Raw genomic sequence first — 22,903 nt, forward strand, 5'->3', positions numbered from 1 at the left:
TAATCGCCCGGTTTCTTGATCGACCCGGGCGTGGCGGAGGTTACGCCGAGGGTCGGGCAATTCCGCACGAGTCGCGCCGAGGGCTGCGCCGAGCGGTATGTGCTCGTCTGTGAGCGGTCGTCCGAATGCGCCGGGCGGCGATGATGCGCCCGGCGTCGATCAAGCGGCGCGGATGCAGGGCGGGCGCCGGGTCGGGCGCGGGACCAAGCGGGTGGCGGGCACGGGACAAGCGCGGGCGGGGAGCGGGCGCGGGAACGGACCGCTCGAGAAGAACCGCCCCGCTTCGCTTATTCACGCCCGGGCCGGGGCAAGGGAGGTGCGGGCTCACCGGCGGCGCACTGGCACGGGGACGCGCACCGAGCCGCGGAAGCGGGCCGGCGACCGGTATCCGGAACGGGGTGGCCGGGGCCCGCGTACAGGCGAGGCGAGGGATCGGCCGTCGATGTCAGCACAGGCGCAGGAGGGCACCCGGCCCGGCGAGCCGGTCTTCCAGTACCGGCCGGCGCTCGACGGGGTGCGGGCGTTCGCCGTCGCCGGGGTGGTGCTGTTTCACGCCGGGGTGCCCGGGATTCCGGGCGGGTTCCTCGGCGTCGACGTGTTCTTCGTACTCTCCGGGTTCCTGATCACTTCGCTGCTGCTGGCGGAGCACGACAAGCACGGCCGGATCAGCCTGTCCGGGTTCTGGGCCCGGCGGGCGCGGCGGCTGCTGCCCGCGCTGCTGGTGCTGCTGATCGCGGTGGTCATCGCCGGGCAGTTCCTGCTGCCGACCGTGGAGTTGCGGCTGCTACGCGGGGACGGGCTGTCGGCGCTGGTGTACGTGGCGAACTGGCGCATGATCTACCGGGGCGCCGGAAACTACTTCGCCCAGACCTCGGCGCCGTCGCCGCTGCAGCACACCTGGTCGCTCGGCATCGAGGAGCAGTTCTATCTGGTCTGGCCGCTGATCGTGGTCGGCGCGCTGGGATGGCTCGCGACCCGGCACGGTGGCACCCGCCGGGGCCGGGTGATGCTGCTGGCGCTCACCCTGGCCGGGGTGGGTGCCTCGTCGTACGCGGCGTCGCAGTTGTTCGACCCGACCAACCTCAACCGGGTGTACTTCGGCACCGACAGCCGGGCCCAGGCGCTGCTGATCGGCTGTGCGCTGGCGCTGCTGCTCGGCCTGGCCGGCAGCTCCGCCCGGCACACCGGCCCCCGGCAGGTGCATCCGACACTGGGCGCGCTGGCGATCCTGGCGGCGGCCGGGCTGGGCTGGATGCTGACCAACGCGGCCGGCACGTCGGCCTGGCTGTACCGGTCGGGCGGGCTCACCCTGGCCGCGGTGGCGGTGGCGGTGATCCTGGCGCACGCGGTGGTGAGCCCGAACTCCCCCACCGCCCGGCTGCTCGCGCTGCCGCCGCTGGTGTGGCTGGGCCGGATCTCCTACGGGGTGTACCTGTGGCACTGGCCGCTATTCCAGTTCGTCAACGCGGAACGCACCGGGCTGTCCGGCCCGTCGCTGCTGGGGCTGCGCCTCGGTCTGGTGCTGGTCATCCCGATCGCCTCGTACCTCGCGATCGAGCAGCCGATCCGACGCGGGCGGTGGCTGCGCCGGATACCCCGGCTGGCGCCGGCCGGCACCGCCGTGCTGGCGGTCCTGGCGACCGCGGTGGTGGTCGTGGTGGCGACCATCCCCACGCCGGCCCGCAACACCGCCCTCAAGACCCCGCCGAATCCGGTGTTCTCGCCGGGAACCACCGGTACCGCGACCCCGCGCACGCCACCGCCGATGCGGCGGTCCGGCCGCCGGCCGGGGGCGCAGCCGCGCATCGACTTCTTCGGCGACTCGGTGTCCTGGACCATCGGCAGCTACCTGCCGGATGAGCCGGGGGTGGACGTGCACACCCGGGCGATCGAGGGCTGCGGGATCACGACGCAGTCCGACATCCTGGAGTTGGGCAGCCCGCACAGCCTGTACCCGTACTGCCCGAGCTGGCCGTCGCGCTGGCAGCAGGGCGTGGACGCCGACGATCCCGACGTGTCGGTGATCCTGCTCAACCGCTGGGAGCTGATGGACGCCAAGCTGGGCGGCAAATACACGCACGTGGGCAAGCCGGACTTCGACGCGTACCTGACCGGGCAGCTGGACCGGGCGGTCACCATCGCGGGGTCGCGTGGCGCCCGGGTGGTACTGCTGACCGCGGCGTACACGCACCGGGCCGAGCGCCCGGACGGCGGGCTGTACGACGAGGACCAACCGTCCCGGGTGGACGCCTGGAACCGGGACCTCCGCGCCGAGACGGCCCGGCACCCGGACAACACGATGGTGCTGGATCTCAACAGGCTGGTCTGCCCGAGCGGCACCTACATCGACAGCGTGAACGGCCTGCAGGTGCGCAGCGACGGGCTGCACTTCACCCCGGAAGGGGTGCGGCAGCTCATCGCGCCGTGGCTGATCCCCCAGCTGACCGCCATCGCCAGCAAGGGCATGCCGTAGCGGCGGCCCTCGATCCCCGAGCGCTCAGTCCCGAACGCTCAGCCCCGAGCGCTCAGTCCGCCAACTCCAGGCCGGCCAGGTGCGCGGTGTCGTTGACGGTACGCACGGCCACCCCGCCGTCCGGCCACGAGTCCACAATGGACACACCGGCCGGGTCGAGGTGCAGCCGGTAGAGGAAGGCGTCGCCGGCGGCGAGCGCGTCGCGCAGCAGCAGTTTGATGGGCGACACGTGGGACACCAGCACGACCGTGCGCCCCGGGTGGGCGTCGCGCACCCGGGCGGCCACCCGCCGTACCCGCCGGTCCACCGCCCGGAACGACTCGCCGCCCGGCGGCGCCACGGCGGGCGAGTCCAGCCACTTGGCCAGGTGCGCCGGCCAGCCCTCGCGTACCTCGGTGAAGGTCAGCCCCTCCCAGTCGCCGAAGTCCGACTCGATCAGCTCGGGATCGGTGGTGACCGGCACGTCGCCGAGTTCGGCGGCGATCAGGGCGGCGGTGGCGGCGGCCCGGGACAGCGGCGAGCTGACCACGACCGGCACCGTGCCGGCCAGGGCGGCCAGCCGTGCGGCCGTCGCCCTGGCCTGGGCCAGGCCGCGCTCGTTGAGCGGCACGTCGCCCCGACCCGAGTAGCGCCGCTGGGAGTTCATCTCGGTCTCGCCGTGCCGCACCAGGATCAGCCGGGTGGGCTGCCCCATCGGCCGCTCCCAGGAGGGCCGGTGCCCGGCGGCCGGCGCGTCCGGCTCGACGAACTCATCCGGCCCGGCCCCGGTCTCCGGGGCCACGGCGCCCAGCGTCACGCCGCCCAGGGTGGCGCTGCCAGGGGTGGCGCCGTCCGGGATGGCGGTGGTGGGTGCGACGGCCGCGCCGGGCTCGACGTTGATGGCGGGCTCGGGCCGGGCGGGCGCACCGGTACCAGCGGCCGCCGCGGCGACCGCCCGGGCCGCGGCGCGGGCCGGGGAGTCGGGTGCGGCGACGATCCGGGACTCGTCCGCCGCCGCGGCGGGCGCGCGGGTGGGCACGGTCTTGATGGCCTGGGGTGGCTTGCCGGCCGCCTCGTCCATCGCCCGGTTGGCCAGCGCGTCGGCGTGCTTGTTGCGCTCCCGGGGGATCCAGCCGAAGCGGACCGTGTCGAAGCGGCGCATCAGCGTCGCGGCCTCGGCGGCCAGCACCCGCAGCCCGGCGTGCTTGATCTGCCAGCGGCCGGACATCTGCTCGACGACCAGCTTGGAGTCCATCCGGACGTCCACCTCGGTGGCGCCCAGCTCGGCCGCCGCCGTGAGACCGGCGATCAGGCCGGAGTACTCGGCGACGTTGTTCGTGGTGATGCCCAGCGACTCGGCCCGCTCGGCGAGTACCTCGCCGGAAGCGGCGTCGAGGACGACGGCCCCGTACCCGGCCGGGCCCGGGTTGCCCCGCGCCCCGCCGTCGGCCTCGACCACCACCCGATCGACACTCACAGGCCGCTCTCCGCCGTACGTACCAGGATCCGCCGGCACTCCTCGCAGCGCACCACCTCGTCCGGCGCCGCCGACCGCACCGCGGCCAGCTCGCCACCGAACATCTCCAGCCGGCAGCCCTCGCAGCGGCCCGCCCGCAGCAGCGCCGCGCCGATACCGCCGGACTGCTCGCGGATCCGGTCGTACAGCGCGATCAGGTCGGCCGGCAGGTCGGCGACGATGGGCCCCCGGCCGGCGGAGCGGAACTCCTCGTCCTTGGCGATCTCGGCGAGCGCCTGGTCGCGGGCCGCCTCGACCTGCTCGCGCTCCTTGCGCGTCTCGGTGAGCCGGCCGACGGTCTGGTTGAGCGAGGTCTCGGCCTGTTCGCGCTGCTCCATCAGCTCCAGCTCGGCGTCTTCCAGTTCGGACTGGCGCCGGGCCAGCGAGGTCAGCTCGTGCTGAAGCGCCTCAAGTTCCCGGGCCGGCCCGGTGCCCGCGTCCAGCCGCGACTGGTCCTTGGCCCGCCGGGCGCGCACCTGCTCGACGTCCTTCTCCAGCCGGGCGATGTCCCGGTCGAGATCATCGACGCCGACCTGGGCCTTGACCCGCTCGTCGTCGGCGGCGGTGATCTGCCGGGCCAACCGGTCCAGCTCCGCGATCTGCGGCAGGTTGCGGCGGCGGTGGGCCAGCTGGGTCAGCGCGAGGTCGATGGCCTGGAGGTCAAGGAGGCGGCGTTGCGCCTGGGGATCGGCTTTCACGGGCGCGACTCCTTCATAGGTGGTTAGGTGCCGTGGCCGGCGGCTCGCCGGATGCTACTCGCACGGTCCACGGATCGGTAACAAGATCGCTGGCCATGGCCGGTATTCCCGTCGCCCCGGTGAGGTCGGCGGCGGCCCGGTCGAGCCAGGGACGTTCGGTGGCCCAGTGCGCGGCGTCCAGCAGGGCCGGACCGCCGGCGGCGAGGTGTTCGCTGGCGGGGTGGTGGCGCAGGTCGGCGGTCAGGTACGCGTCCGCCCCGCCCGCACCGGCGTCGGCCAGGAACGTGTCGCCCGCGCCGCCGCACACCGCCACGGTCCTGACCATGCGGTCGGGGTCGCCGGCGGCGCGTACCCCCCAGGCGGTGGCGGGCAGTACCCGCGCCGCGAGCGCGGTCAGTTCGAAGAGCGACCTGGCCGCCGGCAGCGAGCCGATCCGGCCGGTCCCGCGCCCGCCCCCGGCAGCGGCGCCCTCGGCGGGACGCAGCGGACGGGTGTCGGTCAGGCCGAGCAGCCCGGCCAGCGCGTCGGACACCCCGGGGGCCGCGACGTCGGCGTTGGTGTGCGCCACGAACAGGGCGGTACCGGACTTGATCAGCCGATGAATGATCTTTCCCTTGTACGTGGTGGCCGCCACACTGGAGACTCCGCGCAACAGCAGCGGGTGGTGAGCGACGATCAGGTCCGCGCCGGCGGCGACCGCCTCCTCGACGGTCTCCGGCACGCAGTCGACGACGAACAGCGCCCGGCGAACGGGCGCATCCGGCTCACCGACCACCAGACCGACCCGATCCCAGTCCTCGGCCCAGCCTGGCGGGTAACGCTCGTTGAAGTACGCCACAACCTCGCCCACACTGGTCACGGCCGCGAGGTTACCAGCGGCCGACCTCATCTCCTCGGGATCGGCGCGGCATCCCGCAGCGCCTCGAGCGCGAGGTGCCAGGGGAAGCCATCGACGGCCGCCTCGCCGAAGCCGGGTGGCAGCAGCCGCACCTGGTCCTCGCCGAACAGCACCGCTATGCCCCAGCCTCGCAGCCGGGTGATGTTCTCCAGGAACGCCGGGTGATTGGCCATGGCCGCGTTGGTGTACGGCACGGCGACGATCGGCAACCCCTTGCCCTGGCCTTCGATCAGCAGGCCCAGCGCCAGGGTGTCGGCGATCCCGGCGGACCACTTGTTGATCGTGTTTACGGTGGCCGGAGCCACGATCATGGCGTCCGGATCGGGGAGTACGTCCGGATCGCCCGGGTTCTTGAAGGTCGAGCGCACGGGGTGCCCGCTCTGCTCCGCCAGCGCCACCACGTCGACGAACTTCCGACCATCGGGGCTCGTCACCACGCACACATCCCAGCCGTCCCGCTGGGCCAGTTCGACGAGCCGCCCGACTCCCCGAGCGATCGGGGAGCCGCAGGCGATCACGTAAAGTATCCGGGGGCCGCGGTCGCCCGCGTCATACCCCGACCCCCATGGTCTCGGCGAGTTCGGCGACCGGCGCACTCGGCGACCCCTTCGTCCGGCGCAATACGTCAGACAGTACTTCGTGAGCGACCGGGCGGCAGCGGATCTCGGAAGGTGCTAGCCGGTCCCCCTCCAGAAGCATCTCACTTGCCCGCTCAATATCCCCTACTTGAGCGAGTCCGCGTGCGAGATCCACATAATGATGCGCCCGGCGCTCGGGCAGCATAGCGGCGAAACTCGCCCTGTCGAGATGCTCGTGCGTCTGTACGGCCAGTCCGCCCTCGCCCAATTCGACCATTGCCGCCGCCCGGTGCAGGTCGACATTGGTGGGGCTGAAACTCGTCCAGTAGTAGTTGTGGCTGCCGCCCACCGCGCGGGCCGCGGCGTCGGCCGCGGTGAGCAGATCACGCACCGTGGCGCCGTCGCCGATCCGGGCCGCCGCCATCGCACCCTGCAGCAGCAGCATGCCGTAGACCGAGAAGTGCTCGGGGGTCGCCCGGCAGGCGTCGCCGGGCGCCAGCCGGTTGGCGATGTTGACGTTCACCTCCAGCGCGGGGCGGGCCCGCCCCAGGGCCAGCAGCGCGCTGCCCACCCGGTAGCTGGCCGTGCCGGCCAGCAACTGGTCGCCGGCGCGCAGGGCCACCGCGATCGACCGGTCGGCCGCCAGCCAGGCCAGCTCCAGCTCGCCCAGCTTGCGCAGGCACGACGAGGCGATCTGGTACACCTGGCCGAGCAGGTGCGCGGCGAGCAGGCTGGCCTCGCCGCTGGCGCACGCGGTGTCGGCGGCCTGCGCGTCGCGCAGCAGCTTCGGCAGCACCCGGGCCAGCGGCCCGTACTTGGCATGCTGGTAGCTCAACCAGGCATGCTGCACCGCCTTGCGCAGCTCGTCGATGGAGGGCGGCTGCGGCGGGGCGTGGAAGAAGGTGCTGATCTGGTCGTAGCGCTCCAGAGCTGACCGGATCTCCGTGACCTCGACCTGATCCAGGCAGGCCGGCCCGCCCGGCCGCCGGTCGGGCTCCCGACCGAGCAGCAGTTGGACGTCGATCTGCAGCAGGTCGGCGATCTCATAGATGACGGAGAACTTGTCGAGCCTGCGTACGCCGCGCTCGACCTTGTCGACCCAGCTCTTGGACTTGCCCAGGCGGTCGGCGAAGACCTGCTGGGACAGCCTGCGTCGGGTGCGCCAGTATGCGACGCGCCGACCTATCGGGAGCTCGTCCACGCGCGCTGCCCTCCCCCTCGCCCGGCCGGTGTACCACCCGCTTGCCCTCGGGTCGCACTGCGAGTGCGCCTATTCATGGGGTTTTGCCCATACCTTGGATTGCAACATCCAAACTGCTCTTTGCTTGTCGCAACGACGGAAAGTCCACCGAGGTGACGCTGATCCTTCAGCGGAAGGGGTAACAATGCGGATACGATTCCGCGGCGAGTTCGAACGAGTGCGCCTGCGAAGCAGCGCGCTGGGCTATGCGGAGCACGGCTGGGACGTGCTTCCGGGGGCCTACCTGGCCCGGGGCCGGTTCTGCTGCGGAACGGGATGCCGCACCGTCGCATGCCACCCGGCGCGGCCGGACCTCGTGTCCCACGATCCGGATGTGGTGGGCGGCTGGTGGTCACGCCGCCCGTTCTCGGTGCTTCTCCCCACCGGCCTGACCTTCGACGTGCTGGAGGTGTCGGCCTGCCCCGGGGCGGGCATCGCGCAGGCCGCGGGCGGCGGTCCGGTCGCGGTGACCCCCGCGGGCCACTGGATGATCCTGGTCGGTCCGGGCTCGCGGCTGTGCCCCGAACTGGCCGGGCGCACCGATGTGGTCCTGCACGGGCGGGGATCGTGGGTGCCCGCCCCGCCAACCCGGGAACCGGGCGGGCGGGTCCGCTGGGTGGTGTCACCGACCGAGGCGCAGTGGCGGCTGCCGGACCCCGGTCGGGTGCAGACCTGCCTCGCGGATCTACTGCCGGCACTGGGCCTGCCGCCGCCGCGACGGGTGCGCGTCGCGGCCTGACCGGCGGCCCCGGCCCCCCGCGACCGAGCGACCGGCCGGTCGTGCGGTCGTTAGTCGGGATGGCAAGGGGGTACGTCATGGCTGGTCACAACCTAAACCGCGGTACGGCCGAGGTCGATACCCATCGCGGGATGTGCACGGCGTGTCGGTGGGCGGGTACCCACCCCTCCGGTACCCGGCCGGTCGGTTCGCGCCCCTCCGGCGCCCGGCCGCCCGGGCCGCACCGCCCGGTCCGGGTACCGGAGGCGTAGCAGCGGTCGCCCGCGGGCAGAATCGAGCGGTGACCGACGAGTATCTGCGGCGCCTGTTCGGGCTGGGCGGCCGGTTGGCAATGGTGACCGGGGCGAGTTCGGGCATCGGCCGGGCCATCGCGATGGCACTCGGCCGCGCCGGCGCCGAGCTGATCCTGGTGGCCCGCGGCGAGGAGGCGCTCGCCCGGACGGTGAAGGAACTGGCCGACGAGGGTGCCACCGCCACCCACCTGCCGGTGGATCTGGCCGACCGGGACGCGATCGCCGCGCTGACCTCCCGCGTGCCGCACGTCGACATCCTGGTCAACGCGGCCGGGGTGAACATCCGGCCGCCGCTGCCGGAGTTGACCGTGGCGGACTGGGACCGCACGATCGCGGTCAACCTCACCGCCCCGTACCTGCTGGGTCAGCACTTCGGTCCGAGCATGGCGGCTCGCGGCTTCGGCCGCATCATCACCGTCACCTCGCAGCAGAGCGTCCGCGCGTACGGCAACAGCGGCGGTTACGGCGCCTCCAAGGCCGGCGTGGCCGGACTGATCCGCAGCCAGGCGGAGGCCTGGTCGCGCGACGGGGTCTGCTGCAACTCGATCTCCCCGGGGGTGGTGCACACCCCGATGACCGAGGCGATCTTCGCCGACCCGGAGCGGGCCCTCGCGATGGCCGAGCGCACCCTGGTCGGTCGCAACGGGGAGCCCGAGGACTTCGCCGGCGCGGCGGTGTTCCTGTCCTCGGCCGCCGCCGCACACATCACCGGCCAGGCGCTGTTCGTCGACGGCGGCTTCTCCGTGCACTGAAAGCTCTCACTGCGCGGACGGCACCGGAGGCTCACGTGGAGATTTTCCCGGCCGGATAGTAAGTCGATTAAGCAAATCCTTTGGCATTGACGTACACCGTTGGTCCTATTTTCGTCACCACGCCACCCTCACGTCATCGATTAGGCTCTAAGCGAACTTGATGCTCGGGGTGGGGGCAGGCGGTCTTATGACAATTCGCGTCGGAATCAATGGGATGGGTCGCATTGGTCGCTGTTTCTGGCGGGTTTGCCGGAATCGACCGGAGATCGACGTGGTGGCCATCAACGACCTCGCGGAGACCCGGTCGCAGGCACACCTCTTGCGGTACGACTCGGTGCGCGGCCGGCTGGACACCGAGGTGACGGTCGACGGCGACACGATACTGGTCGACGGCCGGCCGATCAGGTCCTTCCACCGGCCGCAGGTGGGTGCGGTGCCCTGGGGCGACCTCGGTGTGGACGTCGTACTGGAGGCGACCGGCCAGTTCTTCGCCGCCGAGCAGGCGCGGCGGCACCTGGACGCGGGCGCCCGGCGGGTGGTCGTCTCGACCGCCACGGTCGACCCCGACCTCACCGTGCTGATGGGGATCAACGAGGCCGACTTCGACTCCCGGCGGCACCGGCTCGTCTCGCCCGCGTGCTGTACCAGCAGCGCGGCGGCACCGATCATCGCCACCCTGCGACAGAATCTCTCGCTGCTCGGCGGCATGCTGACCACGGTGCACGCCTTCGACCCGACAAAGAGCTCGCTGCACGACGCGCCGCACTGGGACCCGCGGATGGGGCGGGCCGCCTCGGTGAACCTGATCCCGGCCCGGCTCAAGCCGGGCTCGCTGCACGCGCTCGGCAGCGTGTTCCCCGAGCTGGCCGGGCGGATCGACGGGCTGCACGTGCGGGTGCCGGCCATCATCGGCTGCGTTCTGGACCTCGACCTACGGGTCGACCGCCCCACCACGGTCGACGAGGTCAACGCCACGCTGGCCGCCGCGGCCGAGGGCAGCCTCAAGGGATACCTGGGCTACACCGAGGAGCCGATCGTCTCCTCCGACATCATCGGCACCACCGAGTCGTGCATCGTGGACGGTGGGTTCACCACCGTGGTCGGCGACACGGTGAAGGTGGTCGGCTGGTACGACAACGAATGGGGATTCGCCAACCGGCTGGCCGACGTGGTGGCGCTGGCCGGTCGGGAGGTCCGGGGGGCGACGCTGGAGGGACCGTGACAAGGTAACCGTATGCGCTTGGTTATCTTCGTCGAACCCCAGCAGGGTGCCACGTACGCCGATCAGCTCCGGGTGGCCCGCCACGCCGAGGAGTTGGGCTACGACGGCTTCTTCCGGTCCGATCACCTGCTGTCCATGGGCGAGGGCGACGGCATGCCCGGGCCCACCGACGCCTGGGCGACGCTCGCGGCCATCGCCGAGGGCACGTCCACGATCCGTCTCGGCACCCTGGTCACCTCCGCCACGTTCCGGCTGCCCGGCCCGTTGGCGATCACCGTCGCGCAGGTCGACCAGATGAGCGGCGGCCGGGTGGAACTGGGGCTGGGCGCCGGCTGGTACGAGGCGGAGCACACCGCGTACGGGGTGCCGTTTCCGCCGGTGGGCGAGCGCTTCGACCGGCTGGAGGAGCAGCTGGCCATCATCACCGGGCTGTGGCAGACCCCGGCCGGCGAGAAATTCAGCTTCTCCGGCAAGCACTACAGCCTCACCGACTCGCCTGCCCTGCCCAAGCCGGTACAGCCGGGCGGGCCGCGGGTGATCGTGGGCGGGCACGGCCCGAAGCGCACCCCGTCGCTGGCCGTCCGGTACGCGGACGAGTTCAACGTCGGGTTCGGCACGGTCGAACAGACCCGGCAGGCGTTCGAACGGGTCACGATCGCGTGCGAGCAGTACGAGCGGGCCGCCTCCGGCCGGGCCGCCCCGGTGCGCTCCGCCGCCCAGACGATCGCGTGCGGCCTCACCGAGGAGGACGCGCGCCGGCGCGCCGAGCGGATCGGGCGCACCCCTCCGCTGTACGGCACCCCGGACCAGGTGGTCGAGCAGATCGGCGCGTACGCCGAACTCGGGGTCGAGCGGCTCTATCTGCAGATCCTCGACCTGGCTGACCTCGACCACCTCGACGTGATCGCCTCGCGGGTCGCCACCCAGCTCACGGCGAGCGCGTGAGCGCGTGAGCGGACAGGCCGAGCACGAGTTGCTGGCCGCCCTGCGCGGCTTCGTGGCGGACATCGGCGCGCTGGAGCCCCCGCCGGCCGGCGCGCCGGTCGCCCACCTCGAAATCACCACCGGCATCGACCGGGCCGGCCTGGACCTGACCGGCCCGGTCGCCGAGGCGCTCGTCCGGGCGCTGCGCGAATACCACGACCCGCGCGACAACGGCCGCTGCGAGCACTGCGGTGGCCGGCGGCTGGACACGCACCTGATCTGCGCGGACTGCCGCCGGCCCAACGGAGTCTTCGGCCGGCTCGTCATGGAGCGGGCCGCCCGGCACGCCGCGCACGGGGAGCCGGACACCGACCTCTGAGCCCCGGGTGCACCGCCCGGCCGGGTTCACCGCCCGGCCGGGTCGAGCACCAGCTTCCCCCGGTTGGCCCGGGCCTCGATGACGCGGTGCGCCTCGGCCGCCTCCTCCAGCGGCAGCAGCGCGTGGATCGCCGGCCGCACCTCGCCGGCCGCCAGGAGCTCCCACAGCCGCCGCTCGTGCCGGTCGTAGACCTCGCGCCGGTGCGCCACGAAGTGCGGCATCGCCAGCCCGATGACCGAACGCGCGCGCATCCGTAGCGCGTTGACGTCCACCGGCCCGCCGGCGGCGTTGTAGGACACCAGCCGACCGAGGGGTTCGAGCGCGTCGAGGCAGGCCCCCTGCACGTCGCCCGCCCCATTCACATCGCTCCCGGTACCGTCGAGGACCACGTCGAAGGACTCCCCCAACCCGGCGCGTAGCTCGTCGTAGGTGACGACCCGGTCGACGCCGAGGCCACGCAGGAAGTCCGCCTTGTCCGGGCTGCCGATCGCGGCCACCACCCGGCCGGCGCCCAGCACCCTGGCCAACTGCGCGGCGAGGTTCCCCACCCCGCCCGCGGCCGAGGTCACCAGCACCCGGTCCCCCTCGCCGGCCGCCGACAGGTGCAGGGCGGCGAACGCCACCCGGCCGCTGCGCACCAGGGCCACCGCGTCGGCGTCGGCCGCCCCGTCGGGTACCGCGCTGAGCATCCCGGCCCCTACGACGGCGAACTGCGCGTACCCGCCGGTGAAGGCCAGGCCGGTGACCCGCTGACCGGGCCGCCACGCGGTCACCCCGTCGCCGACGGCCACCACGCGACCGGCCACCTCACCGCCGGGCATATGTGGCAGCGGTACCCCGCCGGTCGGCCCGCCGCGGGTGAGCCGCACGACCGGCAGCGTGACGCCGGCCGCACCCACCTCGATCAGCACCTCACCGGCGCCCGGCTCGGGTACCGGCACCTCCCGTACCCGCAGCACCTCGGGCCCGCCGTACTCGTCGAACCGCACCGCACGCATGCCTCTCACACCTTCCCGCACTCGATCTGGCGGTAGACTTCAACACCGTTGAAGTTCAACGCCGTTGAAGTATGCGTCATAATGATCTTCCTGGCAAAGCCGATCTCGGAGGCGATGATGAGGCTCAGCGGATCCGACGTCCGCGCGGCAGCGCTCGACCTGCTCGACGAGGTCGGCCTGGACCGGCTCACCATGCGTGGGCTCGCCACCGCGCTCGGCGTGCAGAACGGCGCCACGTACTGGCATTTCAAGAGCAAGCAGGCACTGCTGGAGGCGATGGCCGACGCGATGCTGGCCGGGGTGGCCGACGACCTCAGCCCGCTCGCGCCCTGGGACCGGCGGGTCGCCGAGCTGGCCCACCGGCTACGCCGGGCGCTGCTGTCCCGCCGGGACGGCGGCCGCCTGTTCGCGACTTCCTTCTTCCCGCTGCCGAACGCCCTGGCCTACGGCGAGGCCCTGGTCGGCGCGCTGCTCGGGGCGGGGCTGCCGGCCCGGGACGCGGCCTGGACGGCCGACACGGTGACGTACTACGTCGTCGGGCACGCCACCGAGGAGCAACTCGCCGCCGGCCCGCCCGCCAGCGCGGGCCTGCCCAACAGCGCGGGCCTACCCGACGGCGCCGACCTGCCGGACGGTGGGGGGCCGGCCGACAGCGCCCGGCTGGCCGCCGCCCTGCATCCGACGCGGCATCCGAGCCTGATCGCGGTCGGCGAGCACCTGAGCGCCCCGCACCCCGCGGAGCATTTCGACCACGGCCTGACACTGATCATCGCCGGCATCGCCGCGCGACTGCCCACCCAACCAACCCCGCCCGCTTGACCAAGGCTGCCCACTCAACCAACGCCGCCCGCGACGCCGCCCGACTGCTCGGCCGGAGACCGTCGGTCAGGCGCCGCCCTCGGTGATCGGGTACACCTTGATGGTTCCGCCGCACACCGACCCGTCGACACCGGCGATCCAGGGCAACGTCTGGGGCTGCGCGCCGGGCGGCGTGACGATGATCGAGCTCGGGAACGGCGGGCAGACGTCGCCCTGATTCTCATATTTGTTCCACACCAGCCGGTACGACGCCTTGTCGCCCGGGTTCAGCAGGACCGTGGCCGTCGCGCCCGGCTGCGGCAGCACGCTGGTCGGCATCGCGCCGGCCGGACCGCCGAGCCGCAGCCCGGGGAGGCCGGCCAGGGTGCACGGCCGCGCACTGGTGTTCGTGAGGATCAGCGGCGCCGACTCCTCGAACTTCGCGCTCGTGCCGGCGTCCAGCCTGATGGTCAACTGCTCGAGGGCGCACGGCCGCGCCCCGCCCGTCGGGCCCTTCGCACCGCCCGTGGGACCGCCCGCGGCGACGTCCGTCGCACCGGCCGAGGGCCGCGTCGCCGGGGGCGGGTCCGAGGGCCGAACGGGATCGGTCGCCGGGGCGCCGGGGCGAGACGACGCCGGACTCGACGCGGCGCCGTTCGGGGATGCCACCGTCGCCGCACCGCGCGGCGCACCCGCCCCGTCCGCGTCGCCGCACGCCGGCACCAGTCCGGCCAGTCCTACCGCGACGGCCACCGCCGCCGCCACCCGTGCTCCCTGCGACCGCATGTCGTTCCCCTCGCACCAGCAAGCCAAGCTGATACGTACACGCGGCGGCCGGGAACATTGTTGCGGCTGGCGCCGGCCGGTCCGGCGGACCTCGGCCCCGACCGGCCGGCAGCGGCCTGAGCGGCCGGCGTCAGCCCCGGCCGGTCACCGCCATCTCGCCGAGCTCCGACCAGTCGTCCTGCGGAACCGTCATGTTGACGATCCGGGGCGTCTCGGCCAGGTGCGGCGGCAGCGTGCGCTGCGCGTTCTTGAAGTGTTCGGACTGCACGTGCGCCGCGCCGGCCTCACCGTCGCGGAACGCCTCGACGAGCACGTACTCGTTCGGGTCGGCGAGGCTGCGCGACCAGTCGAACCACAGGCAGCCCGGCTCGCTCCGGGTCGCCTGGGTGAACTCGTCAACGATCTGCGGCCACCGCTCGGCGTCCTCCGGCAGTACGCGGAACTTCGCGGTAATGAAGATCATCTCCGGTCTCCTCAGGGTGGGGTCCGAGTACCGTCCGGCCTCGCTCGCGGCCATCCTAACCTCGCGCCGGACGCCAAACCCTCAGTCGCCGGGGGCCCGTCAGTCCGCCAGTCCGTTGCGGAACGCGTACGTGACGGCCTGGGCCCGGTCGCGCACGCCGATCTTTCCGAACACGTGGTTCACGTGTGTCTTGATGGTGGACTCGCTGACCACGAGCTGCGCCGCGATCTCCGCGTTCGACAGCCCCGCCGCGATGAGGCGCAGCACCTCCGCCTCGCGGTCGGTGAGTCCCTCCGCCGAGGCACGCGAGACACCCACCTGGTTCGGTACGAGTTCGAGGAGCCGGCGCTGGATCGCCGGATCGAGGTCGGCATGGCCGTCCGCGACGTGGCGGATGGCCCGGACCACCTCGTCCGCGCCCGCATCCTTGGTCAGGTACCCGCGGGCGCCGGCGCGCAGGGCGGCGAGGACCTCATCGTCGTCGGCGAAGGTGGTCAGCACGACGATCTGGGTGCGCGGGTGCTCCGCCCGGATCTGCTTCGTCGCGGTCACCCCGTCGCAGCGGGGCATCCGCAGATCCATGAGCACCACGTCGGGATCGTGCGCGGCGACGGCGGCCACCGCCTCGTCGCCGTCCGCTGTCACCGCCGCCACCTCGACGCCTCCGACGAGCGAGAGCATGAGCTGAAGTCCGTCGCGTACCATCCGCTGATCGTCGGCGATCACGACGCGGACGGCGCGTTCCGCGGAACCGTCAGCCATACTCGATACCCCTTCCCACCGGAGCCGACCGCATGCGGCCCGGTCGCCAGTTTCGCGCCGATGAGCTCGGCGCGTTCACGCATGCCGGCTAGACCATAGCCGCTGCCGGTGTTCGAGAGTGGGGCGTGCGCTCCGGTGGCACCGTCGTCGCAGACCTCGACCTCATCGTGGTCGTCGCCGAAGCTCATGGTGACCGTCACCGCCGCGCCGGGCGCGTGCTTGCGGGCGTTGGTCAGCGCCTCCTGGACGGTCCGCTCGATGGCCAGCGCGGCCTGGGCCGGAACCGGCCGCGGCTCACCCTGCTGACGGTAGGTCGCACCGGCGGTGGTGGCCAACTCCTGCAACGTCTCCGGCAACGGGCGCGTCTGGCCGCGCAGCGAGTGCACCGCCCGGCGGGTCTCCTCCAGCCCGTCACGGGCGAGCCGCTGCGCCGACTCGATGCGCTGCCTCACCTCGCCGACGGGCTGGCCGTGCTCCAGCAGCAGCCGCGCGCCCTCCAGCTGAACGGTCTGCGCGGACAGCGTGTGCGCCAGGATGTCGTGGATTTCGCGGGCCAGGCGTTGCCGTTCGGCGTAGCGCTCCGCCTCGGCCGCGGACTCCCGCGCCGCCTGCTCGCTGGCGAGCAGCCGTTCCGCGGTCACCGCCCGGCTGCGTGAGTTCTCCAGGATCATCCCGAGTACCGCGCAGCCGCCGCAGATCGACGCGTTAACCGCCACCTGCCCGGTTTCGCCCCGGACCAGCGGCGCGACGGTGAGGGCGACGCCGGTGGCGGCCATGAAGATGAGGCCCGGCCGCGTCGGCAGCCGGACCAGCCCGGCCGCGATCGCGATGGCGCCGGCCAGCCAGCCCGGCCCGTGCGGGTCGATGACCGCGAGCGCGACACCGCCACCGGCGAGACCGACGAGCCCGATGAGGCGCTGTCCCCACAACGGCCGGGCGAACAGCAGACCGTACGCGGCGCCCGCGACGCAGACGGCGAGCGCCGCACCGATCGCGACCCGGTGCCCTTCAGGCGACGCCTTGAGCGCGGCCACCGCCACGACGACCAGTCCGATCGCCCGGCCGACCGGGAGCGCCCACCGCCACTGGGGAACCGGAGCATCGTTGGCCGACATCAGGACCCCCTCGCGATGAGTGCTCATTCTTCATCCTCAGCGGATCGCCGGCAACCAACCGCCAGCCGGGTCAGGACAGGCTCGCCGGGGTGGCGGCCGGCGACGCGGTACGCCCGAACAGGCCGGCGCGCCTCGCGATGAACAGGTTCTGCGCGGCGAGCGTGACCGCCACGAACAGCACGATCTCCCCGGCGCCCTCGGCCACGCCGACGCGCATCGCCAGGAGCATCACCGCGACCCGTACCGCGAAGGTCGCCAGCCAGGCGACGACGGTCCGCCATCCGCCCTGGGAAACCCAGCCGTTCTCGGCCTGCCACACCCTCATCGTCGCCGAGCGCACGAAGCCCATGCCCACCGCGAGCAGGAGACCGAAGGCGAAGAAGCCGAACGCGGCCGGCGTGTGCAGGCGCTGCGCCCAACCGTGGTCGCTGGCCAGGGCCAGGACCGTGAAGCCCGCCGGCAGCAGCACCAGTCGCTTGACGCTGACGTTCTTGCGGACGACCTGCATGGTGATGGCCCATGCGAAGAACGCGACCATGAGGCCGGCGTAGATCAGGCTCTGCGGCATTTCGACTCCTCGTTGGTGTGTCGCGCTGCGATGAACGAAACGGTAGGCCGCACAAGGGGTCGCTGGCCTCGGCGTACGGCCCGATCCTCGGTCTCCATCCCGGGGTGGAGATCCGGGGCGGTCCGCCGGCGCTCCGGCCGCCGATCCGGCGCCGTGGCGGCGTTCGCGACCGCGGAGCGGGCTCACGACCGCGTTCTCTCCACCCGGGGGTGGAGGTTGTGGATCAGGTCCTGCGCCGAGGCGCGCGGTGCCCCGCCGGCCCTACCGTTTCGGCATTGAAAAGAGCCGTTGTTCGAAGGGACCGACCATGCGCCGCCTGGCACCCGTGTTCACGCTGTTCTTCCTCGCACCGCTGATCGCGGAGTTCTTCCTCGGTGACTTCCCGATCGTGCTCCTCCCGCTGATCGTCGCGCTGGCACCGATGTACGGCGGCGGCGCGCTGCTGATCCGGGAGGTGGTCCGCCGTACCCACCGTGGTTGGCCGACGATGGTGACCCTGGCGCTCGCCTTCGGAGTACTCGAAGAGGGGTTGCTGACCCAGTCGCTGTTCAACCCGAACTACACGGACGACCACCTGCTCGACCCGGGATTCGTGCCGCTGCTGGGCATCGGGATCCCGTGGACCGTCTTCGTCCTGTCGCTGCACACCATCTGGAGCATCAGCACCCCGGTGGCCATCGTGGAGGAATCGTCGCTGGACCGGCGCACCGAGCCGTGGCTGGGTCGGGTGGGTCTCTGGGTGACGGCGGCGCTGTTCGTGGTCGGGTCGGTCATCACGTTCGCCATCTCGTACGGCAACGGCAAGCACTTCATCGCGAAGCCCGGGCAGCTCGCCGTCTCCGCCGCCCTCGTCGTCGTCCTGGTCGTCGTCGCGTTCCTGCTGCCGCGTCCCGGCTCGGCGGTGCCACGGGAGGCGACGGCACCTAACCCGTGGCTGGTGTTCGTCATCGCCCTCGCGACCGGCGGCCTGTTCATGGGCGGCATTCTGGTGGATGTGGTCTGGCTCGGCGTCACGTTCATGCTGCTCGCCCTCGCCATCGCGGGCTACCTGGTCGGCACGTGGTCGCGCCGCTCCGGCTGGGGCCGGTGGCACCGCTTCGCGCTGGCCTGCGGCGCCCTGTTCACCTACTCGTGGCACGCGTTCCTGATGGGTTCGAGCAAGAGCACGGCCGAACTCGTGGTCAACCTGATCAGCTACAGCCTGTACGCGCTGGGCGCGCTCGCCATCGCCTGGCTCGCGGTGCGCAGGATCCGCCGGCAGCCGAGCACCCCCGACCTCGAACTGGCCGACGCCTCCGCCCGCGGCTAGCGCACGATCGTGACGAACCCGGGTCGGTTCACCCTCGCCCACTCCTGTGCGGCGTCCGGGTGGACCGGCCCGAGAATCACGTCACCATCCGGATCCAGTTCGGCGCCCAGTGGGATCTGTCCGCGCAGCCTCCCCGCCCGGCGCAGCATGCGAAGGCCGGCGGCGACAAGCGCGAGGGCCACCACCACGCCGGCGCCGAGCACGACGGCCCCGACGCCCCGGTGGCCGCCGGTAAACAGCACCGACCCGACCAGGAAGCCGCCGATCAGCGGTCCGCCCGCGACGCCTATCAGGCTCAACCCGCGCGCCTGGATCGTCCGGGCCCGTACCGCGCGCTGCGCGGTGGACGCGTCGACGCTGACCAGTACCGGCCGGCGGGGCGTGCCGCCCCGGCACATCACCAGCGCGTGGCCACCGGTCGGGCTGCCGTCTATCAGGGACAGCGGCGCGGGCTTGAGCTCGATGACCGCGGCGGCCGGGATGCGCACGTACACCACGAGGCGTCATTGTGACGCGACGCCGGGGCGTGCTGCCACACCGGGTGGCCGCCGACCCGTGGCCGACCGCCGCCCGGCCGGGTGCTCCCGGTGCCCGTTGGCATCACAGAAAACGCGAATAATTGTTTGTGTTCCGCGTCGCGTCATCGCTACCGTCAATGACGTACCCACGAAATACGCACCTCCCGGTGCGCAGTCTGCGGCTACTTCAAACTCCTAAATTTGACCCGTCACCGCAGACGTCCTGAACTCGGGAGGACCACAGCTCCAGACCCGGGATGCCCGGTGCGCAGGCTCCGGATACTTCGAATTGGGATCGAGAGGTCGCTGGTGCGAGTCCAGCCGTCGGCTCTGGTCGGCGTAGCTCAGTAGCAGAGCACTAATGTGCCGAAGCCGCTCGGATCTCGGGCACCCCCGGTCTGGATAAATGGTTCCCCCATTCGCGGACGGAGCCCTCCGAAATGTCGAAGTTCAATGTGCGGCGCATCCTGCGCGCGTCCGGTCCGATCGTGACCGACGCCACGCCCAGCGGTACCACCCACGAGGGCGCCCCAGGCTACGCGCGCGACGCGAAGTCGGAGCTTTTCCTGCTCGCGGTCGCGAACCTGGTCGGCGAGGACACCTTCTACGAGCGCGCCGGGCAGCGCGACGACCGGTACGAGAACCTGATCCGTGAGGTCGCCGTCGCCGACGCCGGCTGGACGCTCGCCTTCCTGACCTGGCTGCGCGCCGAGGGAAACCTGCGCTCGGCGTCGCTGGTCGGCGCGGCCGAGGCGGTCGCGGCGCGGCTCGACGCGGCAAAGACCAGCCGGGTCGGCACGTCCGGCAGCCCCGGCCCGGCCGGCGGCGTGCGCAACCGCCAGTTCGTCGACGCGGTGCTCCAGCGCGCCGACGAACCCGGCGAACTGCTCGCGTACTGGACGGCGCGCCACGGCCGGGCCATCCCGAAGCCGGTCAAGCGCGGCGTGTCCGACGCCATCGGCCGCCTGTACACCGAGTGGAACCTGCTCAAGTACGACACCGACGCCAAGGGGTTCCGCTTCGCCGACGTCATCGACCTCACGCACCCGTCACCCGCGGCCGACAAGCCGTGGCAGGGCCGGCTGTTCGAGGTGGCGCTGCTGCGCCGGCACGGCCGGGACTGGCTGTCCAGCGCGGCCGGCCTGCCCACGCTCGTGGCCAACGCCCGGTTCCGGGACCGGCTGCGGACCGACCCGGACGTCATCTACGACGCGGCCGAGCTGCGCCGGGCCGGAATGACGTGGGAGGACGCCCTGTCCCTCGGCGGGTCGGGCGCGGACAAGGCACGGCTGTGGTCGGCCATCATCCCGTCCATGGGCCTGATGGCGCTGGCGCGCAACCTGCGCAACTTCGACCAGGCCGGGGTCCCCGACGAGGTGGCCGAGCGGGTAATGGCCCGGTTCCGCGACCCGGGCCAGGTAGCGCGGTCGCGGATGTTCCCGTTCCGCTGGCTGGCCGCTGCCCGGCACGCCCCGTCGCTGCGCTGGGGTCACGCCCTGGACCAGGCGCTGACCGCGTCGCTTTCGCACGTACCGGAGCTGACCGGCCGCACGCTGATCCTGGTCGACCGGTCCGGCTCCATGTTCGGTCGGGTGTCCCGCCGGTCGGAGCTGACCAACGCCGACGCGGCGGCGATTTTCGGCGCGGCGCTGGCCATGCGCAACCACGGCCGCACGGACCTCGTCCAGTTCGGCACCGGGTCGGCGGTGGTCGACGTGCGGGCGGGCGAGTCGCTGCTGCGGGTACTGGAGCGGTTCGCGAACCTCGGTGGTACGCAGACCCTGCAGGCGGTACGGCGGCACTACGCCAAGCACGACCGGGTGGTCATCGTCACCGACGAGCAGGCCTGGCGAGGATCCGGCGATCCGGGGTCGGTGATCCCGGCCGAGGTACCGCTCTACACCTGGAACCTGGCCGGCTACCAGCACGGCCACGGTCCGGGCCTGCCGAACCGCCACACGTTCGGCGGCCTGACCGACGCGGCATTCCGGCTGATCCCGCTGCTCGAGGCGAACCGGAACGGCGACTGGCCCTGGAACCGAGGCTAGGAGACATCAGGGCCGGCGGGTAGTTCCCGAGTACCCGCCGGCCCTGAGCTATCTCGTGGCGGGCCATCAGTCCTCGCAGGCCACCCCATCGCCATCCCGGTCAAGCGCCGGTCGGTAACCGGGCTGGCCCCGGTATAGGGGCGCCTTCCCGGCGGCTCGAACCGCGTCGCAGTTCTTGTAGTAGACGTCGGCCGGCGGCGGGGGCGGCGGCGGAGCGGCCTTCTTCGTGGTGGGGGCCGGGGCGGGCCGCTTCGTCGTCGGTGCGGGCTTGGGCTTCGCCGGCTTCGACGTGGTCTTCACGGGCGCCGGTGCGTGCGTCGCGCTCCCGGCCGGCGGTTGAGTCGCGGTCGGGGCCACCGTCGTGGCCGCCACCGAGGGAGCCGCCGTGGTGGCGGACGGGGACGGCGACGCCGATGGTGAAGGGGAGGCCGGGCGGGACGCCGCGGCGCCCTTCGGGGCGCTGCCCGAACTCCCGGAGCCGGCCGCGCCGATCGCGATCCCGCCACCGCAGCACAGCACCACCACAGCGCCGACGATGACGAGCGCCAGCTTCTTCGTGGACCACTTCCGCTTCGCCGGCTGCGCCGGGATCACCACCGTCGGGGGGCCCTGGTCCACCGGGTACGCGCCGGGCTGATACTGCGGCGGTTGCTGTCCGGGTTCGTACTGCGGCGCTCCGGAGTCGTAGGTCACCGGACCAGAGTGGCGTTACGTGTTGATGTTGTCACCGGTCGATCGGCGTGGATGAACGATCATCCGGCCGGAGCGGCACCGGCCGCCTCGGCAGACGGTGGATCAACTCGGCCCCTTCCCCGCCCCGGGCCGCCGACCGGCTCCTCCCCCGACCGACCAACGAGCGCCCACGACGGGTGGACCGGGTCAGCCCTCCCGGCCGGTCGGGGCGGAGGGCAGCACCGTCCAGCCGTCGTGGACCTCGATGGCGTCACCGACGATCTTGGCCAGGTCCCGCCCGACGTCGGCGTCCCGGCGCAGCGTCGGGAACCGGTCCGCCTGGTAGCCGGCGTGATCGGCCGGGGAGCGCCCACCAGGTACTCCCCCGGCTCGCCAGCCGTCCCGCCTGCTCAACCGCCGAACTGGGCGAGGAAGCCCGGCTGGTCGACGAGCGAGCGCCAGGCGCCTTGGCGGCGGTCGAAGCCGGCCGCATCGGTGACCTCGCAGGGCACCCACTTGATCAACATCTGGCCAGGATACCCATCAGGCCCGGGCATCCCGATCTTGGCGGGAGCTCCGGGCCTGGTCAGATGGGGTGGGCACGGCTGGGTTCGAACCAGCGACCCCTCGCTTGTAAGGCGAGTGCTCTTCCGCTGAGCTACGCGCCCCGGGAACGTGGCAGAGTCTACAGGGTCCCCCGACCCGCCCCCTACGCCAACAGCGACAGCGCCTTACGCCAGGCGTCCTGATCGCGGGCCTGCCCCGGCTGGTTCATCTCGGCGAACCGGATGACGCCCTCCCGGTCTACCAGGAACGTACCCCGGTTGGCGAAGCCGCGCTCCTCATTGAAAACCCCGTACGCCTGTGCGACCGCCCCGTGCGGCCAGAAGTCCGCCAGCATCGGGAAGTCGTACCCCTCCCGCTCGCCCCACACCTTGTGGCTGTACGGCGAGTCCACGCTGATCGTGAGCACCTGAACGCCGTCGTTCTCGAAGTCGCTCAGGTTGTCCCGCATCTGGCACAGCTCGCCCTGACAGGTGTTCGTGAACGCGAGCGGGTAGAAGACCACCAGCACGTTGCGCTTGCCCCGGAAGTCTGACAGCCGCACCTCCTGGTTGTTCTGGTCCTTGAGGACGAAGTCCGGCGCCTGAGCGCCAACCCCGATCGGCATACCG

General features: G+C 72.3%; 25 protein-coding genes and 2 tRNA genes. 10 read left to right on the top strand and 17 right to left on the bottom strand.

Annotated features, from left to right (window positions below; genetic code table 11):
- Positions 1-442 precede the first annotated feature (442 nt).
- Positions 443-2,473 carry an acyltransferase family protein gene (locus ABEA87_RS12940; RefSeq protein ID WP_345629207.1) on the top strand — a complete coding sequence of 677 codons (2,031 nt, stop codon included), beginning with the start codon at positions 443-445 and terminating at the stop codon, positions 2,471-2,473.
- A gap of 52 nt (positions 2,474-2,525) precedes the next feature.
- Here ABEA87_RS12940 and ABEA87_RS12945 read toward each other — a convergent pair whose 3' ends face one another.
- Genes ABEA87_RS12945 through ABEA87_RS12965 form a run of 5 tightly spaced genes read right to left on the bottom strand, consistent with a single transcriptional unit; the run spans position 2,526 to position 7,343 of the window.
- A complete protein-coding gene (locus ABEA87_RS12945; protein WP_345629209.1) occupies positions 2,526-3,929 on the bottom strand; it encodes a bifunctional RNase H/acid phosphatase in 1,404 nt (467 codons plus the stop codon).
- Entirely contained in the window at positions 3,926-4,666 is a 741-nt protein-coding gene (locus ABEA87_RS12950) for a zinc ribbon domain-containing protein (protein WP_345629210.1), read from the bottom strand. Before ABEA87_RS12950 ends, ABEA87_RS12945 begins: the two co-directional genes overlap by 4 nt.
- Before the next feature lie 13 nt (positions 4,667-4,679).
- Positions 4,680-5,555: a Nif3-like dinuclear metal center hexameric protein gene (locus ABEA87_RS12955; RefSeq protein ID WP_425570861.1), complete on the bottom strand. Its 876-nt coding sequence runs from the start codon at positions 5,553-5,555 to the stop codon at positions 4,680-4,682.
- Positions 5,552-6,091: a flavoprotein gene (locus tag ABEA87_RS12960; RefSeq protein ID WP_345629586.1), complete on the bottom strand. Its 540-nt coding sequence runs from the start codon at positions 6,089-6,091 to the stop codon at positions 5,552-5,554. Before ABEA87_RS12960 ends, ABEA87_RS12955 begins: the two co-directional genes overlap by 4 nt.
- Before the next feature lie 22 nt (positions 6,092-6,113).
- On the bottom strand, positions 6,114-7,343 hold the full coding sequence (locus ABEA87_RS12965) for a helix-turn-helix domain-containing protein (RefSeq protein WP_345629214.1): 1,230 nt from the start codon (positions 7,341-7,343) through the stop codon (positions 6,114-6,116).
- A 184-nt stretch (positions 7,344-7,527) separates the two neighbouring features.
- On the opposite strand from ABEA87_RS12965, the gene ABEA87_RS12970 reads away from it, so the two are divergent.
- From ABEA87_RS12970 to ABEA87_RS12990, 5 genes are all read left to right on the top strand, one after another.
- Positions 7,528-8,121 carry a bifunctional DNA primase/polymerase gene (locus ABEA87_RS12970; protein ID WP_345629216.1) on the top strand — a complete coding sequence of 198 codons (594 nt, stop codon included), beginning with the start codon at positions 7,528-7,530 and terminating at the stop codon, positions 8,119-8,121.
- A 280-nt stretch (positions 8,122-8,401) separates the two neighbouring features.
- Complete coding sequence (locus ABEA87_RS12975) at positions 8,402-9,166, top strand: SDR family NAD(P)-dependent oxidoreductase (RefSeq protein ID WP_345629218.1); 765 nt, start codon at positions 8,402-8,404, stop codon at positions 9,164-9,166.
- Between the two features lie 187 nt (positions 9,167-9,353).
- A complete protein-coding gene (locus ABEA87_RS12980; protein ID WP_345629219.1) occupies positions 9,354-10,388 on the top strand; it encodes a type I glyceraldehyde-3-phosphate dehydrogenase in 1,035 nt (344 codons plus the stop codon).
- A gap of 12 nt (positions 10,389-10,400) precedes the next feature.
- Positions 10,401-11,333, top strand: a complete 933-nt coding sequence (locus ABEA87_RS12985) for an LLM class F420-dependent oxidoreductase (RefSeq protein ID WP_345629221.1) — start codon at positions 10,401-10,403, stop codon at positions 11,331-11,333.
- Positions 11,334-11,337: 4 nt separating this feature from the next.
- Positions 11,338-11,691: a hypothetical protein gene (locus ABEA87_RS12990; RefSeq protein ID WP_345629223.1), complete on the top strand. Its 354-nt coding sequence runs from the start codon at positions 11,338-11,340 to the stop codon at positions 11,689-11,691.
- 26 nt (positions 11,692-11,717) lie between these two features.
- Here ABEA87_RS12990 and ABEA87_RS12995 read toward each other — a convergent pair whose 3' ends face one another.
- Complete coding sequence (locus ABEA87_RS12995) at positions 11,718-12,689, bottom strand: quinone oxidoreductase family protein (RefSeq protein ID WP_345629224.1); 972 nt, start codon at positions 12,687-12,689, stop codon at positions 11,718-11,720.
- A gap of 81 nt (positions 12,690-12,770) precedes the next feature.
- On the opposite strand from ABEA87_RS12995, the gene ABEA87_RS13000 reads away from it, so the two are divergent.
- A complete protein-coding gene (locus tag ABEA87_RS13000) occupies positions 12,771-13,508 on the top strand; it encodes a TetR/AcrR family transcriptional regulator C-terminal domain-containing protein (RefSeq protein WP_345629226.1) in 738 nt (245 codons plus the stop codon).
- 66 nt (positions 13,509-13,574) lie between these two features.
- Here the strand turns inward: ABEA87_RS13000 and ABEA87_RS13005 are convergent, their stop codons facing one another.
- From ABEA87_RS13005 to ABEA87_RS13025, 5 genes are all read right to left on the bottom strand, one after another.
- Positions 13,575-14,273 carry a DUF4232 domain-containing protein gene (locus ABEA87_RS13005; protein ID WP_345629227.1) on the bottom strand — a complete coding sequence of 233 codons (699 nt, stop codon included), beginning with the start codon at positions 14,271-14,273 and terminating at the stop codon, positions 13,575-13,577.
- Positions 14,274-14,403: 130 nt separating this feature from the next.
- Positions 14,404-14,736 (bottom strand): putative quinol monooxygenase, encoded by a 333-nt coding sequence (locus ABEA87_RS13010; RefSeq protein ID WP_345629228.1) that lies wholly within the window; start codon positions 14,734-14,736, stop codon positions 14,404-14,406.
- Between the two features lie 99 nt (positions 14,737-14,835).
- The gene (locus tag ABEA87_RS13015; RefSeq protein ID WP_345629229.1) at positions 14,836-15,498 is read right to left on the bottom strand and encodes a response regulator transcription factor; all 663 of its coding nucleotides are present in this window, start codon (positions 15,496-15,498) and stop codon (positions 14,836-14,838) included.
- Complete coding sequence (locus ABEA87_RS13020) at positions 15,459-16,640, bottom strand: sensor histidine kinase (protein WP_345629231.1); 1,182 nt, start codon at positions 16,638-16,640, stop codon at positions 15,459-15,461. The genes ABEA87_RS13015 and ABEA87_RS13020 overlap by 40 nt, the downstream gene beginning before the upstream one ends.
- A gap of 43 nt (positions 16,641-16,683) precedes the next feature.
- Positions 16,684-17,181: a hypothetical protein gene (locus ABEA87_RS13025; protein WP_345629233.1), complete on the bottom strand. Its 498-nt coding sequence runs from the start codon at positions 17,179-17,181 to the stop codon at positions 16,684-16,686.
- Between the two features lie 307 nt (positions 17,182-17,488).
- On the opposite strand from ABEA87_RS13025, the gene ABEA87_RS13030 reads away from it, so the two are divergent.
- Positions 17,489-18,490 (top strand): hypothetical protein, encoded by a 1,002-nt coding sequence (locus tag ABEA87_RS13030; RefSeq protein WP_345629235.1) that lies wholly within the window; start codon positions 17,489-17,491, stop codon positions 18,488-18,490.
- On the opposite strand, the gene ABEA87_RS13035 is transcribed toward ABEA87_RS13030, so the two are convergent.
- Positions 18,487-18,987, bottom strand: a complete 501-nt coding sequence (locus ABEA87_RS13035) for a hypothetical protein (protein WP_345629237.1) — start codon at positions 18,985-18,987, stop codon at positions 18,487-18,489. The genes ABEA87_RS13030 and ABEA87_RS13035 overlap by 4 nt on opposite strands.
- A 235-nt stretch (positions 18,988-19,222) precedes the next feature.
- On the opposite strand from ABEA87_RS13035, the gene ABEA87_RS13040 reads away from it, so the two are divergent.
- Both ABEA87_RS13040 and ABEA87_RS13045 read left to right on the top strand, forming a co-directional pair.
- Positions 19,223-19,338 (top strand) — tRNA-Ser (locus tag ABEA87_RS13040).
- Positions 19,339-19,448: 110 nt separating this feature from the next.
- Positions 19,449-21,056: a TROVE domain-containing protein gene (locus tag ABEA87_RS13045; RefSeq protein ID WP_345629239.1), complete on the top strand. Its 1,608-nt coding sequence runs from the start codon at positions 19,449-19,451 to the stop codon at positions 21,054-21,056.
- 66 nt (positions 21,057-21,122) lie between these two features.
- On the opposite strand, the gene ABEA87_RS13050 is transcribed toward ABEA87_RS13045, so the two are convergent.
- From ABEA87_RS13050 to ABEA87_RS13070, 5 genes are all read right to left on the bottom strand, one after another.
- A complete protein-coding gene (locus tag ABEA87_RS13050; protein ID WP_345629241.1) occupies positions 21,123-21,749 on the bottom strand; it encodes an excalibur calcium-binding domain-containing protein in 627 nt (208 codons plus the stop codon).
- A gap of 186 nt (positions 21,750-21,935) precedes the next feature.
- The gene (locus ABEA87_RS13055) at positions 21,936-22,142 is read right to left on the bottom strand and encodes a hypothetical protein (protein WP_345629243.1); all 207 of its coding nucleotides are present in this window, start codon (positions 22,140-22,142) and stop codon (positions 21,936-21,938) included.
- A complete protein-coding gene (locus ABEA87_RS13060; RefSeq protein ID WP_345629245.1) occupies positions 22,139-22,255 on the bottom strand; it encodes a DUF4937 domain-containing protein in 117 nt (38 codons plus the stop codon). The genes ABEA87_RS13055 and ABEA87_RS13060 overlap by 4 nt, the downstream gene beginning before the upstream one ends.
- Positions 22,256-22,324: 69 nt before the next feature.
- A tRNA-Val gene (locus ABEA87_RS13065) sits at positions 22,325-22,396 on the bottom strand.
- Positions 22,397-22,437: 41 nt separating this feature from the next.
- Positions 22,438-22,899: a peroxiredoxin gene (locus tag ABEA87_RS13070; protein WP_345629246.1), complete on the bottom strand. Its 462-nt coding sequence runs from the start codon at positions 22,897-22,899 to the stop codon at positions 22,438-22,440.
- Positions 22,900-22,903: the final 4 nt, after the last annotated feature.

The sequence above is a fragment of the Rugosimonospora acidiphila genome, assembly GCF_039543385.1.
Classification (GTDB): domain Bacteria; phylum Actinomycetota; class Actinomycetes; order Mycobacteriales; family Micromonosporaceae; genus Rugosimonospora; species Rugosimonospora acidiphila.

What these genes read in the sequence shown, in the direction of transcription:
- ABEA87_RS12995 (WP_345629224.1), bottom strand. Translation starts at nt 12,689, where the DNA reads ATGCGTGCGGTGCGGTTCGACGAGTACGGCGGGCCCGAGGTGCTGCGG.
- ABEA87_RS12955 (WP_425570861.1), bottom strand. Translation starts at nt 5,555, where the DNA reads ATGAGGTCGGCCGCTGGTAACCTCGCGGCCGTGACCAGTGTGGGCGAG.
- ABEA87_RS13025 (WP_345629233.1), bottom strand. Translation starts at nt 17,181, where the DNA reads ATGCCGCAGAGCCTGATCTACGCCGGCCTCATGGTCGCGTTCTTCGCA.
- ABEA87_RS12985 (WP_345629221.1), top strand. Translation starts at nt 10,401, where the DNA reads ATGCGCTTGGTTATCTTCGTCGAACCCCAGCAGGGTGCCACGTACGCC.
- ABEA87_RS13030 (WP_345629235.1), top strand. Translation starts at nt 17,489, where the DNA reads ATGCGCCGCCTGGCACCCGTGTTCACGCTGTTCTTCCTCGCACCGCTG.
- ABEA87_RS12980 (WP_345629219.1), top strand. Translation starts at nt 9,354, where the DNA reads ATGACAATTCGCGTCGGAATCAATGGGATGGGTCGCATTGGTCGCTGT.
- ABEA87_RS13010 (WP_345629228.1), bottom strand. Translation starts at nt 14,736, where the DNA reads ATGATCTTCATTACCGCGAAGTTCCGCGTACTGCCGGAGGACGCCGAG.
- ABEA87_RS12940 (WP_345629207.1), top strand. Translation starts at nt 443, where the DNA reads ATGTCAGCACAGGCGCAGGAGGGCACCCGGCCCGGCGAGCCGGTCTTC.
- ABEA87_RS13060 (WP_345629245.1), bottom strand. Translation starts at nt 22,255, where the DNA reads ATGTTGATCAAGTGGGTGCCCTGCGAGGTCACCGATGCGGCCGGCTTC.
- ABEA87_RS13070 (WP_345629246.1), bottom strand. Translation starts at nt 22,899, where the DNA reads ATGCCGATCGGGGTTGGCGCTCAGGCGCCGGACTTCGTCCTCAAGGAC.
- ABEA87_RS13005 (WP_345629227.1), bottom strand. Translation starts at nt 14,273, where the DNA reads ATGCGGTCGCAGGGAGCACGGGTGGCGGCGGCGGTGGCCGTCGCGGTA.
- ABEA87_RS12970 (WP_345629216.1), top strand. Translation starts at nt 7,528, where the DNA reads ATGCGGATACGATTCCGCGGCGAGTTCGAACGAGTGCGCCTGCGAAGC.
- ABEA87_RS13015 (WP_345629229.1), bottom strand. Translation starts at nt 15,498, where the DNA reads ATGGCTGACGGTTCCGCGGAACGCGCCGTCCGCGTCGTGATCGCCGAC.
- ABEA87_RS13045 (WP_345629239.1), top strand. Translation starts at nt 19,449, where the DNA reads ATGTCGAAGTTCAATGTGCGGCGCATCCTGCGCGCGTCCGGTCCGATC.
- ABEA87_RS13020 (WP_345629231.1), bottom strand. Translation starts at nt 16,640, where the DNA reads ATGAGCACTCATCGCGAGGGGGTCCTGATGTCGGCCAACGATGCTCCG.
- ABEA87_RS13000 (WP_345629226.1), top strand. Translation starts at nt 12,771, where the DNA reads ATGATCTTCCTGGCAAAGCCGATCTCGGAGGCGATGATGAGGCTCAGC.